The 25,090-nt window shown below is 44.7% G+C and carries 18 protein-coding genes and 2 pseudogenes; 8 read left to right on the forward strand and 12 right to left on the reverse strand.

From position 1 onward, the window contains the following. Nucleotides 1-170 precede the first annotated feature (170 nt). Nucleotides 171-2,048 (reverse strand): DUF1565 domain-containing protein, encoded by a 1,878-nt coding sequence (locus tag QUB70_RS11105; RefSeq protein WP_332980301.1) that lies wholly within the window; start codon nucleotides 2,046-2,048, stop codon nucleotides 171-173. Between the two features lie 666 nt (nucleotides 2,049-2,714). On the opposite strand from QUB70_RS11105, the gene QUB70_RS11110 reads away from it, so the two are divergent. Then, a complete protein-coding gene (locus tag QUB70_RS11110) occupies nucleotides 2,715-3,797 on the forward strand; it encodes a thiamine phosphate synthase (protein WP_332980303.1) in 1,083 nt (360 codons plus the stop codon). Between the two features lie 97 nt (nucleotides 3,798-3,894). Beyond that, nucleotides 3,895-4,107 (forward strand): sulfur carrier protein ThiS, encoded by a 213-nt coding sequence (thiS, locus tag QUB70_RS11115; protein ID WP_332980304.1) that lies wholly within the window; start codon nucleotides 3,895-3,897, stop codon nucleotides 4,105-4,107. Between the two features lie 259 nt (nucleotides 4,108-4,366). Here the strand turns inward: thiS and rpmA are convergent, their stop codons facing one another. From rpmA to QUB70_RS11130, 3 genes are all read right to left on the reverse strand, one after another. After that, on the reverse strand, nucleotides 4,367-4,666 hold the full coding sequence (gene rpmA, locus QUB70_RS11120; protein ID WP_332980305.1) for a 50S ribosomal protein L27: 300 nt from the start codon (nucleotides 4,664-4,666) through the stop codon (nucleotides 4,367-4,369). Between the two features lie 27 nt (nucleotides 4,667-4,693). Further along, nucleotides 4,694-5,086: a 50S ribosomal protein L21 gene (gene rplU / locus QUB70_RS11125; protein ID WP_332980306.1), complete on the reverse strand. Its 393-nt coding sequence runs from the start codon at nucleotides 5,084-5,086 to the stop codon at nucleotides 4,694-4,696. A gap of 372 nt (nucleotides 5,087-5,458) precedes the next feature. After that, nucleotides 5,459-6,010: a TetR/AcrR family transcriptional regulator gene (locus QUB70_RS11130; RefSeq protein ID WP_332980308.1), complete on the reverse strand. Its 552-nt coding sequence runs from the start codon at nucleotides 6,008-6,010 to the stop codon at nucleotides 5,459-5,461. A 120-nt stretch (nucleotides 6,011-6,130) separates the two neighbouring features. Between QUB70_RS11130 and QUB70_RS11135 the strand changes: the two genes are divergently transcribed. Further along, on the forward strand, nucleotides 6,131-6,733 hold the full coding sequence (locus QUB70_RS11135; RefSeq protein ID WP_332980309.1) for a glutathione S-transferase family protein: 603 nt from the start codon (nucleotides 6,131-6,133) through the stop codon (nucleotides 6,731-6,733). A gap of 49 nt (nucleotides 6,734-6,782) precedes the next feature. Beyond that, nucleotides 6,783-7,412, forward strand: a complete 630-nt coding sequence (locus QUB70_RS11140; RefSeq protein ID WP_332980310.1) for a pyridoxamine 5'-phosphate oxidase family protein — start codon at nucleotides 6,783-6,785, stop codon at nucleotides 7,410-7,412. 174 nt (nucleotides 7,413-7,586) lie between these two features. Here QUB70_RS11140 and QUB70_RS11145 read toward each other — a convergent pair whose 3' ends face one another. From QUB70_RS11145 to QUB70_RS11170, 6 genes and pseudogenes are all read right to left on the reverse strand, one after another. Next, nucleotides 7,587-7,802: a hypothetical protein gene (locus QUB70_RS11145; protein ID WP_015176895.1), complete on the reverse strand. Its 216-nt coding sequence runs from the start codon at nucleotides 7,800-7,802 to the stop codon at nucleotides 7,587-7,589. Between the two features lie 454 nt (nucleotides 7,803-8,256). Beyond that, nucleotides 8,257-8,766: a DUF3122 domain-containing protein gene (locus tag QUB70_RS11150; RefSeq protein ID WP_332980312.1), complete on the reverse strand. Its 510-nt coding sequence runs from the start codon at nucleotides 8,764-8,766 to the stop codon at nucleotides 8,257-8,259. Nucleotides 8,767-8,876: 110 nt separating this feature from the next. Beyond that, nucleotides 8,877-9,848, reverse strand: coding sequence for a hypothetical protein (locus tag QUB70_RS11155; protein WP_332980313.1), 972 nt, complete (start codon nucleotides 9,846-9,848; stop codon nucleotides 8,877-8,879). 1,392 nt (nucleotides 9,849-11,240) lie between these two features. Continuing rightward, nucleotides 11,241-12,023, reverse strand: a pseudogene (locus QUB70_RS11160) (IS5 family transposase); the annotation flags it as partial. 1,062 nt (nucleotides 12,024-13,085) lie between these two features. Further along, the gene (locus tag QUB70_RS11165) at nucleotides 13,086-15,278 is read right to left on the reverse strand and encodes a carotenoid oxygenase family protein (RefSeq protein ID WP_332980314.1); all 2,193 of its coding nucleotides are present in this window, start codon (nucleotides 15,276-15,278) and stop codon (nucleotides 13,086-13,088) included. A gap of 266 nt (nucleotides 15,279-15,544) precedes the next feature. After that, nucleotides 15,545-19,144 (reverse strand): eIF2A-related protein, encoded by a 3,600-nt coding sequence (locus QUB70_RS11170; RefSeq protein WP_332980315.1) that lies wholly within the window; start codon nucleotides 19,142-19,144, stop codon nucleotides 15,545-15,547. 678 nt (nucleotides 19,145-19,822) lie between these two features. Between QUB70_RS11170 and QUB70_RS11175 the strand changes: the two genes are divergently transcribed. From QUB70_RS11175 to QUB70_RS11190, 4 genes and pseudogenes are all read left to right on the forward strand, one after another. Continuing rightward, nucleotides 19,823-20,323, forward strand: a complete 501-nt coding sequence (locus QUB70_RS11175) for a hypothetical protein (RefSeq protein ID WP_332980316.1) — start codon at nucleotides 19,823-19,825, stop codon at nucleotides 20,321-20,323. A gap of 29 nt (nucleotides 20,324-20,352) precedes the next feature. Next, nucleotides 20,353-20,559, forward strand: a complete 207-nt coding sequence (locus QUB70_RS11180; RefSeq protein ID WP_332980317.1) for a hypothetical protein — start codon at nucleotides 20,353-20,355, stop codon at nucleotides 20,557-20,559. 373 nt (nucleotides 20,560-20,932) lie between these two features. After that, nucleotides 20,933-21,211 (forward strand): annotated as a pseudogene (locus tag QUB70_RS11185) (helix-turn-helix domain-containing protein); the annotation flags it as partial. 95 nt (nucleotides 21,212-21,306) lie between these two features. Continuing rightward, on the forward strand, nucleotides 21,307-22,854 hold the full coding sequence (locus tag QUB70_RS11190) for an NB-ARC domain-containing protein (RefSeq protein WP_332980318.1): 1,548 nt from the start codon (nucleotides 21,307-21,309) through the stop codon (nucleotides 22,852-22,854). Nucleotides 22,855-22,870: 16 nt separating this feature from the next. On the opposite strand, the gene QUB70_RS11195 is transcribed toward QUB70_RS11190, so the two are convergent. Then, nucleotides 22,871-23,242: a c-type cytochrome gene (locus QUB70_RS11195; RefSeq protein WP_332980319.1), complete on the reverse strand. Its 372-nt coding sequence runs from the start codon at nucleotides 23,240-23,242 to the stop codon at nucleotides 22,871-22,873. A 230-nt stretch (nucleotides 23,243-23,472) separates the two neighbouring features. Beyond that, nucleotides 23,473-24,960, reverse strand: coding sequence for a glycerol kinase GlpK (gene glpK / locus QUB70_RS11200; protein WP_332980320.1), 1,488 nt, complete (start codon nucleotides 24,958-24,960; stop codon nucleotides 23,473-23,475). Nucleotides 24,961-25,090 lie beyond the last annotated feature (130 nt).

The following is a 25,090-nucleotide window of genomic DNA, read 5'->3' on the forward strand; positions in this document are numbered from 1 at the left end:
CTCTATCTTTTTTGAGGCGATTTGTCTAGGATTGCCGGGCTGTCTGGTTTTCAGGCAACCTGTCACCCCGTCAGCTAATGACTAATGACTAATGACTGATGACTAATGACTGATGACTAATGACTAATGACTGATGACTAATGACTAATGACTAATGACTAATGACCATTTTATTTAATGTCCTCAATTCGAGCATTCAAACCGTTAGCGCTGAGCATTTGTAGCAATTCCTCAGCTTTTTCGCGTTCCCGAAAAGCACCGGCTTGCATCACCGGTCGCCCGCTGGAAAAAGAGCGAAAAGCACCGGGAACCAGGGATAACATTTTTTGTCGATCGCCCGGCCTGTCGGTATCCACCACAACTCGATACCGGAAACCCAAAGCTCTGGCTCGATCGAATGACGGCGCATTCTCCCGGGAATCGGGCAAAGAATTCCCCCCTAAAGCAGCGGGTACATAGCCGCCCCTTCCTATCGGAATGTTGCGGGCCGGAACCGGCAATCTACCCTCAGAAGAAACCGAACTCGAACTATCAAAATTGGGAGGAATAATTGGTTGCTGTACCGAAATTTCCGTTCCCGATCGAGAATTAGGCTCGGGCACGGGAATTGCGATCGCCCCGGGGACTGCGGGTGAAGGTTCGACATTCCTCGGAGAAAGCTCTTGCCGCAACTGAGGGCTTCGCGGTGCGGGTCCATTTGGCACAGGTCGCCTGGAAACGGGCGCAGGTGGAGAAATTGGCGCTATTTCTACTCTGGGACTTAGCCGCCCGGGAGTGTAAGCAGGGAGAGAAGTTTCTGGGCCGCCGATGCTGGGAGGTCGATCGACAGTTAGCTGCAAAGCACTTCCCCCCATTGGCCCAGGGGTAAAATTTCCCGCCACATCAACCGATCCCGTCGTCCGGCTGCTCGACAATTGATTGCCGTAAGCTGGGATTACTTGACCTTTCGCCGCATTGTTGACATCGTACTGGCCGTTGTTGCGAATGACATTACCTCCCGGTTCGGCCGAAGTTCCCAAATCCGGCAGAGCTCTCGATATCGCCACAATTCCGTCCCGCTGGTTGCTCTCGATATAATTGTTACGCAGCACAGGTCTAGCATCAGCTTGCACCACCACGCCATCTTTATTGCGAGTAATTTTGTTACCGATCAGCAGAGGCGAAGCGTTCTGCGCTACATTCACCCCAAATCCCGTGTTTTCAAACACATTATCTCGAACTTCCGGCTGGGAACTGCCAAAAATCGTGATCCCGTTAGCTCCATTTTTAGAGAAAACATTCCCGCCAATCGTCGGCCTGGAAGTACCCACTACTGAAATGCCGTCGTGAGTGCTGCCAGAAAAAGTATTGTTGACAACCGTCGGAGAACTCGATTCGATCCACAAAGCGTAACCCCGATAGTTGGTATTCGTCACCGTCACCCCGCTGAGTCCCGCCCCATCTGCGCCTAAAATCGCAATATTTTGACCCGCCGAAGTCGGACTGATAAAGTATCCTCCGCCTTTGATGACAATATTCTGACCGCGAGTGTTGGGATTTCCCTGAACTGTCACGCTGGGCCTGAGCATTAATGGAAATTGTTCGCCGGTTTGCTCGCTGTAAGTACCGGGCGCTAGCAAAATCGCAGTTTTGGGCGGGGCCACGCTTAAGGCGTAGGTAAGGGTTTTGAACGGAGCTCGATCGCTACCGTTGCCCCCTGTGTCGCTGCCCCCGATCGAGCTGACGTACAGTATGTTAAGGTCGCTCTCCAGGGTCTGAGAAAGTAGCTGCACTCCGGGTATCCCGGCAGCGATAACTGACGGTTGATGGTTGCAAAGGGCGGTCATCGCAAAGACGAGCAAAAGGCAAGAACTCAAACAAGATTTTTGCGATCGATTTTCTTTGCACCAGGTCTGTTGTGAGTAAATCAGCATAAAAAAACGCAACTTATCTGTGAGTCGAGTTTCGCCTCTGGTTTTTCGTGTCGGGTTTTCGCGATCGAAGTTTAAATACGCCCGCCTGTTTGGGTTGTTCTCCCTTAATCTTTGGTGTTGTTCTGCTAACCTCACGGCTCTCCTCCCAAGTGTGGTATGCAGCTTAACGATTTCACTCTCATCAAGTTTGATCTATTATGCTTCGTTTTTCTCAAATTCAATAAAACTTAAAAATTTGTCTAAATTAAATCGGTTGAAGTAAAAATTAGGCCGATCGCTTTGCTACGATCTTGACCGAGAATTTCAAAGGTGGTACAAGCCCCCGTCTCGATCCGTGGAATCAATCGAAAGCATCTCAAATCTAAAATCCTCAAGCCCCCCATTTATCCGTGGGTCAATCTAAAATCTAAAATTTAAAATCGCGCAATCGATTGACGGCGTGGGACAATGTAGCGGTTTGACTGGTAAAATTAATTATCAGAAAATTGGGTTGAAAACCCCGTCATTGAGGACGGCTTTGTGTTAGAGTGTGTATACCGAAAGCAAACAACGGATATCTTGAGAGTAAAAGTCAGGCATAAGCCGGGGCCTCCAAACGATATAAACTGGTTGGCATTTGTACCGATGGATGGTCGGGAAAGGAAACTGTCTGGGCAATCAGAGCGTCGGGGATATGCGGGTAACTACATATCTAGATAGTGGGTGAAAAACCGTAAGGAAACAACCAGAAAATCTAAATCGTGAGGTTTAGAAGCTTTGCCCTTTTAGGGCGGAGTAATATCACAATTAGGGTGGTTCTGAATGACCGACAAACAAAACAGAACTTTACCGGCACAGCCAGCCCTCTGCCGGATTTTAGATGCAAATTTAGATCGATCGCGCGAAGGGTTGAGAATTATTGAAGAATGGTGCAGGTTTGGTCTCAACAGCGCCGATTTGGCTGGAGAGTGCAAGCAACTGCGCCAGGAATTGGCTGCTTGGCACGTCGCAGAACTTCGCAGTGCTAGGGATACGCCGGCCGATCCGGGTACGGAGTTGACTCACCCGCAGGAAGAGCAGCGTTCGAGCATTCAGCAGCTACTGGAGGCGAATTTCTGTCGGGTGGAAGAAGCTCTGCGGGTACTTGAAGAGTACGGCAAAATTTACGATCGGAATATGGGCGCGGCTTTTAAGCAGATGCGCTATCGGGTTTATACTCTCGAAAGCGATTTGCTGGCTTACCGGCGCTACCAGCAGTTACTTCGATCGCAGTTATACCTCGTAACTTCGCCGAGAGACAACTTGATGGGAGTCGTGGAAGCTGCTTTGCAAGGCGGACTGACTTTGGTGCAGTACCGCGACAAAACCTCAGACGACGGCGTAAAGTTGGCCAACGCGCGTAAGCTTTGCGAACTTTGTCACCGCTACGATGCTTTGCTGATTGTGAACGATCGCGTGGATTTGGCGATCGCAGCGGATGCCGATGGCGTACACTTAGGACAGGGAGATTTGCCTGTGGCGGAAGCCCGCAAGTTGCTCGGCCCGGGACGCATCATCGGTTGTTCGACTACGAATGGTGAGGAAATGCAGCGAGCCGTTAATGCGGGAGCCGACTATATTGGAGTTGGGCCGGTTTACTCCACTCCTACTAAACCTGATAAGCAGGCGGCGGGTTTGGACTATGTGCGGTATGCTGCTGATAAGTCGCCGATTCCTTGGTTTGCGATCGGCGGAATTGATATCAACAACCTCGATGAAGTATTGAATGCCGGAGCTCAAAGGGTTGCCATAGTACGCGCGATTATGGAAGCAGAACAGCCTACTTTAGTCACGCAGTTTTTCATCTCGCAGTTGATTCGGATGCAGAGTCTGAAAGCTCAGAAAGCTTTGCACGGGAAAAGCTAGGTTTATTTGCGATTCGTAGGGCGGGTTTAGCACAGGAAATCTGTGCATAAAATATAATTTTGTTACCAAACCCGCCCTGAAAACTGATATTTTACTTATGATAAATCAAATTGCGCTGCAAGTTAACGGAGAAACCCGCAATTGTGCGATCGACACACCGTTACCAGAATTACTAAAACAATTGGGATTAAACCCGCGCTTGGTGGCTGTGGAGTACAACGGCGAAATTCTGCACAAACAATTTTGGGAAACCACACACATCAAAGAGGGCGACATCTTAGAAGTTGTCACAATTGTCGGAGGAGGCTAGCCACAAATGGGTGACAAATTAAACCTTAAATTGTCACCAACCAATTGGCCGAACCTAGGAATGTCGCTTGTCGTCAAGTCTAGATCCCCCTAAATCCCCCTTAATTAAGGGGGACTTTGAGAAAAATCTTGCCCTAAATCCAGTTAATTAACAGGGACTTTGAGAAAAATCTTGTCCCCCCCTTATTAAGGGGGGCTAGGGGGGATCGAGACTTTGAGACAAACAAAAGAGACTTAAGCAACGCCGCAAAATAGCGCAATTAAACAGCGACAGCTTCAGCCGCGGGCTCAGCCACAGGTGCTGCTACAACAGGATAAATGCTGACTTTCTTGCGAGTTTTGCCTTTTCTTTCAAAAGTCACCACACCGTCAACCAAAGCAAACAAAGTGTCATCTCTGCCGATACCAACATTGTTACCGGGGTGAACTTTAGTGCCGCGTTGGCGGATCAAAATGTTGCCAGCTTTGACAACTTGACCGCCGTACTTTTTGACACCCAGACGCTGAGAATTAGAGTCGCGTCCGTTACGTGTACTGCCTGTACCTTTCTTGTGGGCCATAGTATCCTCAACTGTATTTACTATTGTTTATTCTGATTCAGATTCGTCGGTTTGGGGGGTTTCAACAACTGGTTCAGTTAAGTCTCTCGCTGCCAAAACAACACCGTTGACGCTGATGGAGTCAATCATAAAGCGAGTTGTTTCTTGGCGGTGCCCTTTTTTCTTCCGAGTTTTCTTTTTCGGCTTCATCTTGTAGACGAGGACTTTGCGGCCCCGGAAATGCCGCAGAACCGTTCCTTCTACTGTGGCATTTTCTACTAGAGGCTGGCCGATGTGAACGTCGTCTTCGTGCTGGATCAGAAATACTTTGTCTATGGTGACTTTGGATTCAGCTTCGACGTGAAGCAGTTCGATGTCGTAGAAGCGGCCTGGTTCTACCCGAAATTGTTTGCCGCCTGTTTCAATGATTGCGTAAGTCATGGGATGGTTGTTGAGATTGCCGTACAGGTAGCTGATGAGTCATTGGTCATTGGTCGTTGCGGACTTTTGACGGCTGACTGCTCTCCAGCTTTTGGAATGTCTTAACCTGATCCGAGCCGGATTTAGACAGACAATCTATCATTATTGCGGATTGTTGGAGTTTTGTCAAGGGAAAGGGAACTCAATCTTTTTTAATTATTAGTTTGAAAACAGAAAGTTTTGATAGCTTTAATCGCGATCGCAGCTAAAAACTCTAGCAATGCCAATAAATAGGAGTCCCAAACATCGGATGGCGGCGCGATAGCAGGTCGCCATCCATACCGTTAGACAGCGCATTTTTGATTTTGCACAAGCACAATAATTCTGTCAGCTTCAAATGCCATGACAGAGTTGTTGCGGTAATTGCTTTAAAATTCGCTCAAAGGGAGCAAAATCTTTCAATCCGCGGGACAAAATTAAGGCCCCCTGAATGGCAACGATCGCATCTTCTCCGCGTTCCTTTGCCAAGGTTTCATCCAATCCTGCTGAAATCAGAACTTTAGCGATCGCCTCAATCCACTGAGAAAATCCCCAACTAATTTGTGGGTGAAAGAGATCGTCACTCGATTGTTGCATTACCAAAACTGCCCAAAGACAAGAATTTTGTCCCCGATCGAAAAACTGACTCACTTCCTCGCACATGGACTGAAATTTGGCGATCGGCATTTCTGGGCCATCGACAAGCTGCAAAATATTCGTCTCTAGCCAATGATTAACCTCAACAAGGGCAGCCTCAGCCATCTGGGCCTTCCCACCAGGGAAGTGATGGTAGAGACTGGCTTTCCCCAACCCCGTGGCTTGGGAAATTTTGGAGAGTGTGACACCCTCATAACCAAATTGGCAAAACAGTTTGAGCAAAGATGGGATATAGGTTTGTTTAGACATGGGCAATGTCGTGGAATTTATCTATTGACAATTGTACCGTTCGTTCGCTACAATGACTGTACCGAACGAACGGTACAAAAAAGGCTAACCTTTCACATTCGCAATCAAAACAGGAACACCATGATTAAGCTCTACGGTCATGAAATCTCTGGTAACAGCTACAAAGCACGTTTGATGCTGTCCCTGCTCAACCTTGAATATGAATGGATCGGAGTCGATCTAATGGGGGGCAAACACAAGTCGCCAGAATACCTAGCCATGAATCCCTTTGGGCAAGTGCCTTTGCTGGTGGATGGAGAGACACAACTTGCCGATGCTCAAGCCATTCTCGTATATCTGGCGCGGCAATACGGTGGTGAGCAGTGGCTGCCTCTGGATGCACTACCGATGGCCCAAGTAATTCGCTGGTTGTCAACTGCTGCGGGTGAAGTGCGACAAGGGCCAGAAAATGCTCGTCTCTACTATTTATTTGGGGCTGGAACTAACATCAATATTGAACGGGCAACCCAAAAAGCCGAATTTATTCTGACGCAACTTGACCGGCATTTGAGTACGCGCACTTGGCTAGAGTTTGAGCATCCCACGATCGCAGATGCGGCCATCTATCCCTATATCGCTTTAGCGAGAGATGGCAAGATTGAACTCGATGCTTATCCCAATGTTTTGAATTGGATCGATCGGGTGAAGCAACTCTCTGGTTATATTCCCATGTTGGGAATCTAGGCATTTTGAACATCGCCGAGTTAAATAAGTAGACAAGGAGTTAGATTTTATGCCTCGTCAATTTGGTACGATCGCTTTTACTCCCGCAGTGAAAGCCATGCAAGAAAAAATGGGTTCCCGCGAGAACTATGAACGCTTTGTGGCTAAAGGTGCAGATAATAATTCCATCAATCCCGATCTAGAGCAATTTATTTCCAGTATGGAAGGATTTTATCTAGGCACTGTGAGTTCTAATGGCTATCCCTACATTCAGTTTCGCGGCGGGAAAGCAGGATTTTTAAAGATTCTCGATCCGAGAACTTTGGGATTTGCGGATTTTCGTGGCAACGTGCAATATATCTCTGTGGGAAATCTTGCTGAAAATGATAAAGCATTTTTGTTCCTAATGGATTATCGTCATCGCCGGCGCCTCAAGATTCTCGGTCGCGCCCGCGTTGTGGAAGACGATCCAGTAATACTTGCCCGAGTTCGGGATACAGACTATGATGCAACTGTGGAAAGAGCGATCGTATTTGAAATTGAAGGCTGGGATTGGAACTGTCCGCAGCATATTCCGATTCGCTATTCTGAAACGGAAGTAGAAGCAATGCAGACCAGAATAAGAGAGTTGGAGAAACTTTTAGCAGCTAAAAACCCTAATAACGTAAATACTCCAGATCCACCGGCGCCCATCAATTAACAAGCAAGAACAGCATTGAATAAGTAGCCGATTGATGCTCTCCCAAAGTGCGATCGACCCTGTGGTTTACCGCGTGGTTTGTAGTGAGGACGAAGAGTCCTCATCAATAAGGAGTAAAGTCCTGACTGCCAACGATCGCCCTTAATTATCTTCAAAAGGGCGATCGAACTCGATTCAAGCCGTCGCAGAACATTTGCGCGATCGTAACAATTCCAAAGCTTGCTGTTTCACCCGACCTTCCATCACCTCTTTTTGCAAATTAATAAAAGCCTCAAAATCTTCTAAACCGTACTTAGTCATCTGCAACTGCTGTCGCAACTGTTCTTCTGCCTCAACCGTTAAGTAACCTGTTGCCAAAGCTTTGCGGACAATTTTACTGATTAAAGTCATAGTAGCTTCACCCTGAATACACGTACGTTAAAACACTGAAGTTTTGTCAACCGACTAAATCAGCTTTTAGTTTGTTTCATAATTACCCTTCAAATAGGTTAAATCTACCTTAAGGTCTATGTAAATACAGTTATTTTTGATACATTGATGATACTGTAGCGATTTTAAATGTCGAGTGCGATTAAATTGGTATCTTGAGTTTTTGTCATACAACATTATCCTTCAAATACCTTACATCTACGTTAAGGCAATAGTCCGGACAGTTTTCAATCACTAACGGCAGAATGCTGGTTTCAGCCTTCTCAGTGAGGTCAAATGCTAACGGTAGAATGAGGGTTTCAGCCTCGGTCTCAAAAACTGTCCGGAGTATTGTTAAGGCATATTTAACCATAGCGATTTGTGACATTGGAAATTGTAGGGATTTTAAATGTAGAGTGCGATTAAATGGGTATACTTAGTTCCTGTCTAACAACAGCCGCCATTCTCTCACAGCAAAAGGAGGAACCAGCAACTCTGTTTCTTTTTGATTTTTCACGGGGAAATTCAACCGCAAATGTCGATTACTGTCCAATTTTGTAATTATTGATTTGACATCGTATTCTCCGACATTAATTGGCAAACCCGACTCGTTCCAAATATCTTTTGCAGTGCCAATTTCCCGATTTCCCGCCGCAAATTTCAGCGGAACCGGGTGCTGCATTTCTATTCCCGGAAATCCTACCAATCTCAGGTTAAAAGAGTTTACTACTCCCGACTTGACTCGCTTGTACAAAACAACTTGCCACGCTTTTTCGTCTGTATCGCGCAGGCTTTGTACGGAGCGAAACATTACTCTGTCGCCCGCTTCTGGATATTTGTGAATCGAGGCGAAAGCGGGCGCGCTGATAGCTAAGATTAGATACAAGCACAAGCTAATGATAGTTAAAACTTTGAATAGAGAAGGTTTTGTACTGAGATTGTTCATAGGATGACCAAAATATCGCTTGTTACCCAGAAGTTTAATAGATAAAAAAGTAGAGTGCGTGCGGCGCACCCTACTACTCATTTTAAACCTAGATATATCCCACTGCCTACTTAGGCGCGAAGAGCATAAAAAGCAACCCCCTCATCTCGGAAATCTGGCCTCGCCTGTACCGCCGCCCGATCGCTTGGGTTTGCGGTGAAAAAGTGTGTAATATTTAGCGGATTTTCGCGTTCCCTCGCCAGGTTGGTAAAACGATAGACGGGTACCGCACCCGAAACTGCCGTGTTATATGAATTGAAAACCTCCCCCTCAGCACGAAACTGGGGTAAGTTGTCGCGAATAAACTGTATGTCAGTAGGTTTATTCGTATAGAAATAGGTTCCTGATGCTGTATTGAAGTAGCGTTGAACCTTTGCGTTACCGTTGGCTGGAGCGATAAAGTCATCGCCATCATCCAGGTAACGAGCAGGGTTGTTTAGTCGGTCAGCTTTCTCTGACGGGTCTGTGGTATAAAAATGCGATCCTGCCGTCTTGTCAAAGAAACGCCGGACGGGAAGATTGCCTGTTAGAGGGTCGCCGAAACCGCCCCCCATGAGGTTGCCTTGTGTATCTAAAGGCGTACCTGTTATGGGGTCTTTCAAGGCGACCTTGCCATTGAGAGTTGCAACCTGTAATGTGAAAGTCTGAGGAGTTGATGGTAACGTACTATAGCTCAATACGCGGATTAAATAGTCCACACCAGGCAGACTTGTAAGGGAACTAGGACCATTGACGAAAGCGGCATCAGAACTCGGTATTTTTGAGTTGAGGCCCGTGCCGCCATCATTAGCCAGAGCACGAAAGACACCCGTACTAGCTAAATTCGCACCCTTGCTGCCTTTGGGTATCTGAAAGACTTCCACGTAAGGGTCGTAGCTAGTGCTACTGTTAAAAAGATCAATTGTTATAGGCTCATTAACTAACTCTACCTCTAAGATGTATTCTTTAGCGGGAGTTGTTGCACCAGCAGAATCGAACGGATTAGGAGTTATTAAATTCTGGTCACTTGCAGTTAACTGATTTGTCAGTTGAATTGATGCCATTTAAGCTGTCCTCTTAACTTTTCTGATAGCAGGTTTTATAAAATACTGCCTTCTACATTTATAAAACACTCAAGACAGATAAGTTACCTAACAGCTATTAGTATTTTTATTAGGTATTTTTGTGAGAAGTACACCAGATTAAAATTATTTTCTTAAATTAAATTAATAATACTTAGCGGGACTTAAACAAAATTTATATTAAAAATAGGCTCAAACCCAGTCGCTATAATGGTTTCAGATCGTTTTTGATATTCTGTTACTACAACTGGGTTTGAGCCTCCATTACCCGGAGCGAGCTAAACTCTTTACCCACAGCGGAATACAAGCCGATTTTAGTCAGCAATTTGTTTAAGTCCCGTTAGGAAAGTTTTTGAATGAGACCCTAAAAATGCCATTCTACCGTTTGTACCGGGGCTTGATGAAAGCTTGAAACCCTGATTATATATAGCTTTTATCAAAAAAATGAGGTATGGCTGACAGCTTATATAACCACTAAACGTATAGGGCTGAAGCCCAACTACGTACCTCATCTTTCTGAGAACCGCTATAGTTAGCGATTGAAAACTATCCTAAGTGTTATTAGAGAATTAGTCCGCCTATGTACTCAATTTGGCATATTATACAGAAAGTTTTCGTATAACTCGTAGTTATACCGATGAGGTAGCTACTGGGCAAAAATTTTATACATAGGTATTGGAAGGACTGAAAAAGATGCTAACAGAAAGACCTTTAGCTGTTGATTATTCTCAACAAGATGCAACTTCAAAGTTTGTTCCGCGCCCGCTCATTCACTCCAGTCATGACGCGGGATGGAAAAATATTCATCTAGCACACTATCAACTGCCTGCAATGGAAATTCCTGAAATATCTGGTTTGCAACATATAATTTGTCTTGCCTTTTGGAAGCAGCCAACAGAAATGGAATTAGCCTTAGATGGTAAGTGTCACTTAGTGCAGCATGACCGGGATGAAACGGGTTGCATTGAAATACTTCCTGCTTACGCACCTATTAAGGCTAGGTGGAGTCAGGCAGCCGATCTCACTCACTGCTACCTTGAGCCTACATTTTTTAATCATACCGCCTATGAGTCAGTAAACCCAGATCGAGTTGAAGTTAATCTGACGCTTAAAAAATTCGATCCGCTAGTTTGGCAAATTATCTTAGCACTGACAGCAGTATTGGAAAACAATCCAAATAATAGTTGCTTTTATGCGGATTCAATGGCGACGGCTCTAGCGGCTCATTGCTTAACATATTACTCAACCCGTAAGCATATTCTGATGGAATATGAAGACGGCTTGTCAAAATACAAACTGAAGCAAGCTATTAGACCTCTTGCAAAAAATATCTATGCTATAATAGAAGGTTTTCAATTTAATGCCCCACGAAGCTCACTCATAATTATAAATTGCCGATCGCAAATTACAACGCTTTGCATAACGGCGACGACGATTCCGATAACGACTCGACAAGATTTTAAAAATTTTCAGACTCCGGTTAACGTGTTCAATGACAATTCGTTCTTGTGCTAGAGTTCGATTGTAGTCTTTTTCTAAGAGAGAAAGTTTCCCATTTTTAGGTTTCTTTCTAGGAATATAACTATTGGAACGATCGTCTTTTATGCCTTGATACCCACTATCTTGTAAGCTATCTGTTTCGGGATGATGCAGGAATTTTACTTTTTTTAAACAAGCTAAAATCGTGGCAATGTCCTTGCCCAAAAGCAGTGCAAATAATTGCTCTTGTCTCTTGATTGATGACCAATTGAGTTTTGAGGGTATGACATTTCTTCTTGCTTGAATAATATTGTTTCTGTTTTTTTGGGGTCGCTCAATAGCTGTTTCTGTGACATCAATCGCCACAAATGCTGGATAATCAGAGTTTTTGAGTAATGCTTTTTTCCCAGGAAGACGGAATTTTCCCGTTTTCATTAAAGTTGATTCGATCTCAATTACAATTCGGCAAATAGTTGATTCAGATACTCCCCAATTTGTCGCAATATGAAAATATGTTCGATATTCTCGCCAATATTCCAATGCAACTAAGACCTGTTCTTCAAGAGTTAGGATAGTCCCACGGCCTCTTCTGTCTTTATGATTCTCTGACCGGAATTCTTCCCAGGCTTTAACCATTACTTTTAAGGTTTTAATTTTGACACCAAATCTACGTTTAAATTGATGAGAAGTCTCTCTTTAGATAAGATTGATTTTTCATGATTTACTTATTGTGTAACAACCAATATAAGTTTCTAGTATTTGATCCTGTTTCTAGCAAGGCAAGAGTAAAAATAAGTTAAGAGTTGGGATTCAATCCAGTAAAGCAAAACTTTTCATTAGATCGTAAAATTATTTTGCAAGAGGTCTATTGGGGGCATTGTGCACCACGATCGCCTGAGATTGTTGAGCGGATGGAACACATTCCAGGTTAATTGACGGGAGTAAGATTCGCCGAGTAGAAGTGCCATTGACGCTGTTCTGGCGTTGAGCCGGGAACATCATTGACAAACATTTCCTCAGTACACGATGAGGGCTAGAATCCGCAAGATACAGCATTTCCGGCTGCTATGCCCCAGGCGTTGGATGTGGAGATAGCGCTGACGTTTTGAGCCAATAACTCAGCCTCGGTTCGGCGTTTCGTTACAAAATTTTACGTCGTGTCCTATTTTGCCTGTATCTCGGCAATACCCCAACAAACGATGAAATTGGCGATCGCACTAATGCTGAGGTGTTGCAAGTTGTTACAGATCCATGTAGTTTGTAATTTAAAAATTAGCATTAAAACAAACAGTGAGACGACAATACTTCGGACAGTTTTATATCTAGTCGAGTCTCCGAAACCCTTGCTGGCTATAGAGTGGGCTATTTTTTCAAGGTTTAAGTAAGCGCCCTAAGTTTCCTAAAATGCGTTAAAAATGGCAGAACTTCTTCCGTAATGCTTCTTACAGGGCTGTTAAAAAACTGTCCGAACTATTGCTTATTGTACCTCATAACACCCAGAAGTCCTGTAGCTGTCTGATTTTCATCCATAAGCTGTTCGACATTTAAACCGCTAACGATGCCTGTAGGGTGCGTCAGCTAGAACACTTACTAAGCAAGGGAAACAAGATAGGGCTGACGCACCCTACAATACTATTTTAAATGCGTAACAGCTTACCAATTCAGTCAACATGGTTGATGACCAAAAATCGGGAGGTATGAAGAATACGGGGCAACTTCTTCTCAGAGATTGTGAGACTTCTACAACTCAGTTTTGGATTTCAAAATCTCCTCGAATTGATTTTCTAACGTTTGATTAATAAAGTGAGGATAGACAATTTTGTGGAATAAGTTGTCGATTGTTTGGCATTTTTCTTCCAATAAATGATCGTAGTCGAGCTTGATGGAAGCCTCTCGTTTTTGGCGTCGCTCATCCTCCGAGTGCTGTCGTCCTTGATGAAGATCGCGAAGCCAAGTTGAATGCAGGGTTAGCGCCAGATTCAGAGGTTCTTCAGTTGCAGGAGCGCTCAATCGATAGATCGGTTTGTTGTTGAAGTCATCCGCGTGGAAAATCCAAAACTCGTCTCTAGCTTCATCTAATCCCGTTGGCTCGTCTGTTAGAACTATACAAACTATATAACCTTGTGTTGACTCATCTTTTCCTTCTGGGCAGGGTTCAGAACTGGGAATGAATTGTGGCGAGCAAGCAAAATGCCGATCGGGAAAGTGGAAACGGTCAACGATTTCCATTGTTTCTGTGTCTAGGCGGAGCAGGGTTGCGGGTTTGTGGTCTGGCAGGTCTTCAATTGCTACAACCCTATGTCCATCAGCTTTGTAAGCCTCGTAGATCCGTTGCGGGATTAACTCCCAGGTGAATCCCCAGGACATCCAATAGATATTTTTTACAGTCTGGGAGGATGTCTCATTACTGTCGCGGCAGAGGTCTCGATGAGTGTAGACAGACAGCGACCAAGTTGATTCAGTATCATGAATTAGCTTGGAACTTTTGATTTCTCCAGTCTCCCCATCAATTACATACCGTCCGAGGGAACCTAAATCTGTCGTACCAGACATCATACCCTCCAAATCCTTCCGGAGCGGTCTTCCGGGTACAGATTCGTCGTAGCGAGTAATTCCCTCGGTTACATCCCAACCATTACTATGACCAATATGAATGGTGATTTTGTTATCTGGATTCGCGTAGTCTGCCGCAAAGTGAGAAATTTCGATCGGAATAGTGACCTTCTGGGCTGTAACTTGTGCTGCCTCAGTATTTTTGTCTAGATCTTCGCGCTTCACTATATATAGATTACCAAATGGCAACGGCTTAGATTGACGTATAAAAACCGAGTAAAGCCAAGCTCCGAAGGAATAAAATTTATTTTGTCCAAAGTTTCCTAGTCGAAGAAAGCCAAGAAAGAAGGGAGAAAATATTTGGGAAAACTCCATTCTGAAGGTAATGTCAGATAGAATTAAATATTTTTCTGTAATGGCTAATTGATGAAGTGATTGTTCGACCAAAACTGGTTTATTATCAGGTAAAACCATTCGCCAAGACTTCATTTTGGGCTTTATACCTGCTTCTTCGTTACCAAATTGATAGCAAACTAAATAGGTAAAACGTCCGAAGTCCTCCCGATCGGAAACTCTATTTGTAAATAGAAGTTTGAGTAGTACGCTGAGACGGTCTAGTACAAAATTAACAGGTTTTCTAAACTTTCCGTTATATCCTGTAGAGTAATTTGTTGTAAAAAACTCGTCTAGCTTGTCATCTAAGTGCCTGACATCAGCAACCGGATGCGCTGAATTAATGTAGATATCAAAAATATTATTTCTGAGTACCTTAGCCATCACCGGGAAAATACCTTTCCACTCATTTGTAGAACCTGTAGGTTCTATGAGTTCTAAAGTATTGGGATCGACTACATAAGGACGACCAGCGTCGATTGTAACTAAGAGATGATCGCGGGTTCGTAAAAAGGCAGTGTTTAACTGGTTTCTTGCACCTAGAATAATGCTATATCTGCTCTGACCCCCATCTCGAAATCCACTAAAATAAGAAAAAATCCGATTGTCTTTAGCGAACTGTGCTTTAGGTTCTATTGCCTTTTCTGCTAAATATAATTGCGTTGGTAAATCTGCGTAGTAACAAGGGGTTTTAGCAATTCTCGTTTTCAGTGTTGCTTTGCCATCCTCAAAACCCAGGCGATAGATCATGCCATCGCCTGTATACAGTAGCGTTCCATCTTCTTGGGGTCGATTCTCTGCTTGAAATAAAGCTCCAACAATAAAAGCATAGCCATGTAAATCTTTTGGCAGCTTATCGACAGGAACAGGTTGTGTATTCTTATTCTCCTGGTGGTGAATTTGAAGCTCTGAAATATCCAGTTCTTCGCGGCTAGTTTTAATAACTGATGTGGGAATGTGGTGGTTTTGAGAATGCGAATTAGCCATTAGAGAAGTGTCTATAAATTTACTCAGTGGTCATCTAAGACGAATGTAAGATAGATACACCATACCATTTACCCATCCGGAAAGAATGGTTTATTGATTGCTCATCAGTATCAACTTAGCTGCTGCGTACAAAGCTTGAGAGTCGGAAAAGGTCAGATCAAAGTCAGATCGAGGTCAGAAGTAGCTGAAAATTTTATTGCTAACAAGCGCAAACGAAGCTGATGCCTTAATAGCTGAGCAACAAGGGGTTATTGGGTTATTTGCATTTAAAACTCTTCAACTGCGCCTAAGACTGTTAACATTGCTTTCTGAGCTGGAGTTAAACCTGTAGCGCTTTCAACTCTCATTCCCTCATAAGGTCTTCTAGCTCTCTGTGTTGCTAGGCAAGTCTGTGTTTGCGTACTCCAAATCCGGATCGTTTCATCTTCACTAGCGCTGGCAAGCTTTAAACCATCAGGACTAAGGGCAACTGTCCAGATCCAATTGGTATGTCCTCTCAACGTATTCAAGCAAGTTCCCTCAAAACTATCCCATATTTTTACTGTTTGGTCGCAGCTACCGCTGGCAATCTTGCGCCCGTCTGGGTAAAAAGCTACAGACATTACCCAACCTGTATGTCCCTCTAGCGTGCGAATACACTTGCCTTTTGTGATATCCCAAATCTTGATCGTTCCATCCAGACTGGCACTGGCAAGCAAGCGACCATCAGGACTAAAAGCGATCGCACCCACTCTAGCTGAGTGTTCGTTCAATGTCTTGATGCACTCACCGCGACGTATATCCCAGAGTTTAATGGTATGGTCGTCACTACCACTTGCTAAAAGGGTTCCTTGAGGATTGAAGCTGACTGCGGCTACGCGATCGCTATGCCCCTCTAGTGTTTGGCGGCAGTCGCCAGTACCCACATCCCAAAGCTTGATTGTGTGGTCAAAACTACTGCTGGCGAGAGTCGTTCCATCGGGGCTGAAATTGAGCGACCAGACCTCATTAGTATGTTCCTTAAGGACGCGAATGCAGCTACCATCACTGAGGTTCCAGATTTTGATGGTTGTATCCTCACTACCACTAGCAAGCATTCCCCCATTGGGATGGAAGGCGACTGCTGGTAAACCTTTGGTGTGTGCCTTTATCTCCCTAAGACACTTCCCACTACTCACATCCCAGACTCGTAGCGTTCGGTCTTTGTGTCCGGTAGCAATTGTCTGACCGTTGGGACTGAAAACAACTGTCTTCACCCAATTCGTGTATCCCTGAATATTAGCAATGCACCGACCGTTACTCACTTGCCATAAGCGGATGGTTTGGTCTTCACTGCCACTGGCTAGAGTTTGACCGTCGGGACTGAAGGATATGCCCCAAACTCTATTGCTATGTCCTAGCAGGGTATGGAGACAGGTACGGGTTTCGACATCCCAAATTCTAATCATTTGGTCTTCTCCACAACTGGCAACTCGTCTGCCATCTGGACTCCAAAAGGCTTTCCAAATCCATTGGGTATGACCTCTAAGGACACAAAGACATTTCCCATCTGGAAGACGCCAAATTCTGACCGTGCGATCGCAGCTAGCGCTGAGTAGTCGTTCTCCATCAGGACTAAACTGAACCGACCCGACCCAGTTGTTGTGGGCTGTAATGGTTTGCAAACACTCTCCTGTCTCCCAATCCCAAATTCGGATCGTGTTGTCAAAGCCGCTGCTAGCAAGACATCTTCCATCAGGGCTGAAGTCAACAGATAGAACACCACCCGTATGCCCTGTTAAGACTTGCAAGCAATTGCCATTAACTGCGCTCCAAATCCTAATCGTGCAGTCGTTACCACCATTGGCGAGTAATCGTCCATCCGGGCTGAAAGTAACTCCATATACGCGATCAGTATATTTGCACAGCGTGGATTGGCATTCCCCAGCGAATAAATTCCACAGTTTAATCGTTCCATCTTCACTAGCACTGGCAAGGGTTTGACCATCTGGACTAAAGGCAATCTTGCGAACCCAACCCGTGTGTCCTTGCAAGGTAAGTAAGCGCTGGCGATCGCCTTTGGCGCTGTCCTCACTAAAGCTCCGGCTTGGGGAATCGTTAACTCGCCAGAGATGAACTTCACAATTGGCGTTACCTGTTGCTAACAGTTGACCGTCCGGACTAAAGGCGATCGCCAAAACCCCTCCGAAGGACTGGGAAAATACCGAGTTATAAAAATGGCAATAAGCAAAATTGACATCGTATAAATTAGCATCTTGTAGATATGCCTGATTGATGATTAAGTATGAGAAATCATAACTGCTCAAGTTAGTTTGCATTTGCACCAGCAGATTGAGGATATTGCCTCCTGCATATCCAGGTTGGAGGGGAGTTTCTGCTCTTAACTTGCTTACAATTGCTTTGAGTTGCTGTTGAATTTTATTGTGGTTGCCTAGAGATAGCAACAATTTGTCGATGACTGGCCGTAGGATGAAACGAATTTGTGCCTGCCTGATATAGTCTTTACTCTGGGCTTTGATTAAAGCATAGTTCCTTAAAAGTTCCTGTCGCTGAGCGATAATATCTTCACAGATTGCGGTGACTAATTGGGTTGTTGCATACTCTAAGATTACGGGCTGCAATAACCAGCGTTTCTCAGCACGTTCTATTAGGGAGCGTTGATTTAGCGATCGCAATGCCCCTAGTAATTGCTTGGTAATTGCCTCTGATACCACATCGGTTTCTAATTCGGGCAGTGAAACGGGTTCTCGATTCACGGCTAACCAGTTCATTACTTGTTGCTCTGCTTCTGACAAGCGATCGAACTGTCGCCCTAGCAGTTCGTTAATATCTGCAAACCCAAGCTTTCCCTGTCTTAAATACGGAAGTAACTCCGCGACATCGCCATCAAATAGTTCTCGCACTCCGGAGGCAACCATTTTTAATGCCAGGGGATTGCCTGCATAGTGTTCAAATATCTCTAACCAATCTTGGCTATCGCAACTAAAACAGCCTTTATCTGTAAAGATAGCCTGTCCTTCTACGGGTGTCAGTCCTTGTAGCTGAAGCGATCGCACAGGGGAAGTTACCCCTTCTAGTAACCCAATCTCCTTGGGTTTTTCTCGACTGGTTAGAATGACGCAGCTTTGGTGGCGAACTTCTCCCACAGACTTTAACAAGTAACCATAGCATTCGTAGTCCTTGAGGTATTGTCCCGTCTGGCTGCCGCCTTGAAGAATGGCCTCGAAGTTGTCAAAAATAAGAAGACAGCGAGAGGAGCGAAGATAGTGCAACAGGCGTGCTGTTTTTCCCTCTACAGTATCTGGAAGGTTGACTTCTTGCTGATTGGAGAGAAACTGAATTAACTCGGTTATAAGCTCCTCAAAAGGAGGAGCCTGCGAGAGCGATCGCCACAACAAAAACTCAAATTCGTTCTGAACCTGTTCTGCTAGCTTCACTGAGAGCGTGGTTTTCCCCATGCCGCCCATACCCAGAATTGCCACAAGTCGGCAGCGATCTTGCAGAACCCACTGGTTAAACAGCGCGAGTTCCTGATTGCGTCCGTAGAAGATGGAAACATCGATCGCTTCTCCCCAATTCTGTTGAGATAGAGTGGCAAGTCCACAACTGCTCTCCTGTTCTAATTGCTGGTTCCTATGTTTTGCTACTCGCCTCAAAACCTTTTGAACGCTATGTTTCGTGACTTTTTCACCCAAAGCTAGTGAAAGCGACTGCCACAATTTAGAGCCAACATCTTTGATGTAGCCAGGGTCATAACTAGAGGCTTCGGCAATTTGATCGTAAGACTGCCCTTCCCAAGATTTACGGAACACGAGTTCCTGAACGTTATTCAAGCATCCGTTGTCGAGAGCTTTTTCTACAAGCTCTAGCGCTTCTTCTATGGTCATTGTTGAGCGTTGGGTTTGAGCAGTGATGATTGTTCAACAAGTCAAACGGGAGAGTCCTGCTTCGTTGAGAAGCTACGAACTACCCGTAAGGTAGGGGCTTTTGCCTTCTATAGCTGCTGCACCCTTACCTGAAAGATGAGGCAAAGCTAACTGAAGTTCGAGCTGAAAAGAGACTCTTAGGTTTCTATACAGCTATCTCACATCACCCTGTAGGATGATTTTTTCATAGATCTGACTTTTTTCTGACTTTTTTAGGAGTTCTTTACATCTTCTTCTGACCTTTACCGACTCTCAGAGGTGGGCTTAGGCAGTTAAAGTGTATCAATCACAGATGAAAAGCCTCAATCAGCGGCGATAGCGAAACGCTGTTGCCAAAGGCAGATCGCAGTTGTGTTAGTTGGGGTGTAAAGCGGCATCGCATTACAAACCTCAACGTTACTGGATTAATTCTTTTAAGAATCTTAAGGAAACGCCATGTCCAAGAATCTTGGTCTAATCGGTGCTGCTTCTCTAAATGAGTCTGCTGAATTTACTTTGGATGAAACAACCTCAACTGCACGACGCTACTTGAGTGCGTAGGAACCGAAGGTGAAAGTTGGCTTGCCGGAAGATTACTAGCAACCTTCAGCGAAGTGAGCATCTACTCAACGCTTTCAACAACAAGGAATGGAAATCAAGATGAATCGATTGCTCTCTCGCTTACCGAAGAACGGTTTTCTTTCAGGAACTATTAATAAAGTGCTAACGATAGGCATCCTCAGCGCCAGTCTACCTTTATTTGTGCAAATAGAGCCTTCAGTAGCGCAAACGTGCAATGTCTTCGGCTGTTCTCAACCCGGTGCCAGTGCCTGTAATCCGTTTGGTTGCCCAAATCCGGGTGCGGCTCCTTGCACTCCTTTTGGATGTCCGGCTTCGCCAACTCCTGCTGCCTCTCCAGCAGCGCAGCCCCCGGTCATTTATCAGCAGCAACCTCCCGTAATTTACCAGCAGCAACCGCAAATTGGTGGTTCTCCGCAGGCGATTCAGCAGTGTATGGAGAATTTGCTGTATCGAACAGAAGTACAGAAACCATTTTCAGGCTGGATTTGTGTTGCGAATGATGTGAACTGTAGAACCGTCAGAGTCAGAACTGAAATTAGTGAAGCGGCTGCGGTTCAGGCTTGCCAAAACGCACGCTAAGACAACTTTCCATCATTTGAAAGAGAGCCATGAGTCTAAATCACCAAGCATTGGCGATGGCAGGCGCGATCGCCACGATGCTAGTTTCACCACTGTTAATGAGCCAAGGCGCGATCGCGCAGAGTTCGATTCGAGAATGTCTGAGTGACTTTGTCCGCCAAGGCGTTTCGCCTGATAAAGCTGCCGATCTTTGTTCCAGTGGTGGCGCGCGCGATCGAGAGATGTGTAGAGAATAAGCGATTTCGCACTTACGAGGGTGCACCTCGACAGCGAAATTATGGTCGGACAGAATACACTTACCCAATGGATACATTCTCTGTTGAGAAAACCACCGGAACTCAATGCTGGACTGATTATCGAAACTTCTTTAATCCCAAGAATGTCTGCTGGGCGAGTTCGATCGGGGTTTCGGTACTAAGTAGACCTCTTGCAAAATAATTTTACGATCTAATGAAAAGTTTTGCTTTACTGGATTGAATCCCAACTCTTAACTGATTTTTACTCTTGCCTTGCTAGAAACAGGAGCAAATACTAGAAACTTATATTGGTTGTTACACAATCAGTAAATCATGAAAAATCAATCTTATCTAAAGAGAGACTTCTCATCAATTTCAACGTAGATTTGGTGTCTAAATTCAAACCTTAAAAGTAATGGTTAAAGCCTGGGAAGAATTCCGGTCAGAGAATCATAAAGACAGAAGAGGGCGTGGGACTATCCTAACTCTTGAAGAACAGGTCTTAGTTGCATTGGAATATTGGCGAGAATATCGAACATATTTTCATATTGCGACAAATTGGGGAGTATCTGAATCAACTATTTGCCGAATTGTAATTGAGATCGAATCAACTTTAATGAAAACGGGAAAATTCCGTCTTCCTGGGAAAAAAGTCGCTTACAAGGTTGCATCAGGTGCATCTAACTTTTTCCGGCTGACAAAGTAGCTGTATCGAGTTGACGGGGTGTTTACTTATTATGAATATACATGACACAGCGAAATAAACCTTTACAAATACCACCAGCACAGAAGTTTATAGAGGCTGAGGCTTGCTGGAATCTCGAACAGTTATATGCAGACTTGACAGCGGCCAAGCAAGAATATGTTACCAGTAGAAAGCAGCAACTCACCCCTTTAGAAAAAACGTACCTGCGAGGATTGCTTTGCAATTATAGTCCGCCGGAAATCGCCGTCGCACTCCATCGCGAATGCGCCGGTATTAGAGTAGACTTATCGAGAGGGCTGTCTCGCTATATAGAAGTTTTAACGCTGCAACAACCCAAAGACTGGAAAGAAATCCCCACTATCCTAGAAATATTTGGTTATAAACAAAAGGGGAATGTAGAAACGTTGCATTCTACATTGATAAATTATATCCAAACTCCCGAAACTTCTATTGAAAATCAAACTGAATCGGGGATGTTGGCTGATATGTCTATTTTCTACGGGCGCACAACAGAACTTGCTAACTTAGAGCAATGGATTTTACAAGAAAACTGTCGCTTAGTTGCTATATTGGGTATGGATGGCATGGGCAAAACTGCTTTAGCATCTAAGCTAACAGATATGATAAAATACTCGTTTGATAGATTGATTTGGCTAAACCTCACTCATGCACCTCTGTTGGCAGATACTCTCGTAACTTTAATCGAATTTTTATCAGATAAACCGCTAAACGATTTAGATAAGTTGCGGTTAATTAGTCAGGATAAAAAAGTTTTTCTTCAAGCTGCGATCGCTCTCGGAGAGCGATCGCAACTTGAATTTTATCTAGAAAACCTAATCGCTTCGACAACTGCAATAGAACAGACAATCATCGCTGATGGTATCCAGCGGCTGATTCAGTGTTTAAAAAAGCGTAAATGTTTGATAATTTTAGATGAGTGGGAAGCTGTTTTCAGCACCGATCAGTTAACAGGAAATTATCGGGAAGGATATCAAGTGTATGGGGAATTGCTGAAACAAGTAGCAAAATCGCAGCATCAAAGTTGCTTGCTGTTGACTAGCTGTGAAAAACCTAAAGAAATTGCAGCGTTAGAAGGTGATAATCAATCTGTACGGTCATTTAAATTGGGTGGTTTGGGAGAGGCGGCTGTGGAAATCCTTAAAAACAAGGGTTTGTCTGAAGAAGGTGAATACTCAGAACTAATAGAGGCCTACAGTGGCAATCCTTTGGCGTTAAAAATAGTAACAACAACTATTAAGGATATGTTTGGCGGCAGCATTGCTAACTTTTTAAGAAATGGGCTGTTTCTGGGAGATTATAGCGATACGTTATCTCGGCAGTTTAATCGCTTATCATCCTTAGAAATCCAGCTATTACACTGCATGGCGAAAGAAGTCAAGCCTGTTGAGATTGAAAAATTGTGCTTAGATATTCAGCAAGATCGGAACTCAGATTTTTTTAAGACGTTGGAATCGCTTTTCAGGCGATCGCTAATTGAAACAGTCCCAGCAGAAACTGAAACTCTGTTCGCGCTTCAACCTGCGGTAAAGAAATATCTGATGTCTGCGGCAAGATTGCCTAGGCTATAAATAATCTACCGAGGTGCTATTTCCAATCGGTTTCGGCTTGGGATAGCACGTAAGCTGAAACATCGATAATTTGTTGTTCCGACAAACGATCTTTGTAAGCGGGCATAATACCTTTGCCGTTGGTTACTAAATTTGAAATATTGGCAATCGAGTCCATCTTATATTTTTTTAATGCTTTTTGTTTCAAGTTTTTGCCGCGCCTGATAATGTTGCTGCCGTTGATGTGACAACCTGCACAGTTGGCGCTGAAGACTTCGGCTGCGGTTGCGGGATTTGTAGCTGTATCTGCGATCGCACTTTGGGAATTAGTGGCGATTTCTACAAATGCCAGTGTCAGTATTAATAGAAATGCGGTGAGAAATTTTTTTAAGTTATTTAGGGAAATCATTTATTTGCAGGTTGAAAAATAGTGCTAGATTTGATGATAGCACTAAATACATAGCCGGAACAGGCAAGATGCCTGTTCTACAAAGAGTGAATTTTTTTTCTACTTGTGAGGTGGGCTTCTAGCCCGCACTAAATACATAGCCGGAACAGGCAAGATGCCTGTTCCACAAAGAGTGAATTTTTTTTCTACTTGTGAGGTGGGCTTCTAGCCTGCCCCTGAATGCTTGATATTCATTCTTCCCAATCGAATGTGCGGGAAACTGCTTTTTTCCAAAAGCGGTATTTTTGCTCGCGAAGTGCGATCGACATTTTCGGTTCCCAAGTACAATCTACCGCCCAATTGTCCCGCAATTCGGCTAGCTGACTCCAAAAACCTACCGCCAAACCGGCCGCATAAGCCGCACCGAGTGCAGTAGTTTCTGCTACCACAGGCCGCACCACTGGCACTCCCAAAACATCGCTCTGAAACTGCATCAGCGTGTGATTTCCCACCATACCTCCGTCTACTTTTAAAGACAAAAGCGGTACAGCAGAATCCTGATTCATCGCGTCCAATATTTCTCGCGTTTGCCACGCTGTCGCTTCCAATACTGCGCGGGCAATATGTGCCTTAGTCACGTACCGAGTTAAACCTGCAATTACTCCCCGGGCGCTGTCTTTCCAATAAGGTGCGTAAAGTCCAGAAAAAGCCGGGACAACGTAAACTCCACCGCTATCTTCGACTGTATTTGCTAATGTTTCTACTTCCGCAGATGTGTTGATGATACCCAAATTGTCCCGCAGCCACTGCACTAAAGCTCCGGCGATCGCAATACTGCCTTCCAAAGCATACACAGCGGGCGATTCCCCCATCTTGTAGGCGACTGTTGTCAGCAATCCTTGCTTTGAACGGACGATCGTCTCACCGGTATTCAGCAGCATAAAACAGCCCGTACCGTAAGTATTTTTCGCCTCCCCCGGACTGAAACAAGTTTGCCCCACGAGAGCGGCCTGCTGATCGCCCAAAGCAGCAGCAATCGGAACACCTGCAAGCAATCCTTTTGCAGTTCCAAAAACTTGACTCGAAGGGCGGATTTCTGGCAGCATCTGGCGGGGAATTGCCATTATTTCCAAAGTTTCAGCATCCCAATCGAGGGTTTGCAAATCCATCAGCATCGTGCGGCTGGCGTTGGTAACATCGGTAATGTGTGCCCCGCCAGTCAGATGCCAAATCAGAAAAGTATCGACATTGCCAAAAATCGCATCCCCTTGATTTGCAGCTTCCCGCAGTCCTGAAATATTGTCCAACATCCACTTAATTTTCGGTCCGCTGAAATAAGTAGCCAGCGGCAAACCGCATCTTTTTTGAAATCGATTTTTGCCCTCAACTTCAGCTAATTTTTCGCAAATTTGGTGAGTGCGGGTATCTTGCCAAACAATCGCATTACCGTAAGGTTTCCCAGTGTTTTTGTCCCAAACAATTGCAGTTTCTCGTTGGTTGGTAATACCTAGAGCAGCAATATCTTTGGGATCGATATTGCCGATTTCGAGGGCATTTTTAATCACGCCTTGGGTTCGCTGCCAAATTTCCTCGGGATTGTGTTCCACCCATCCCGGTTGCGGATAGATTTGCTGGTGTTCTTGTTGGTTGCTGCAAATTATCTGTCCCAGGCGATCGAATACGATAAATCGGGTGCTGCTGGTTCCTTGGTCGATCGCTGCTACGTATCTTTTTGACAAGTGTTTCAAACCTTTTGAGTAATGATCGTGGAGCAACCGCAGATGTCAGGCAGATTAACGGAGATAAACGCAGATGATTTTAAGATAGAAAGGTGAGTGAGTGCAATCTTGTCTGTGCAACGCCTCGCCT

The sequence above is a fragment of the Microcoleus sp. A003_D6 genome (genome assembly GCF_036702825.1).
Classification (GTDB): domain Bacteria; phylum Cyanobacteriota; class Cyanobacteriia; order Cyanobacteriales; family Microcoleaceae; genus Microcoleus.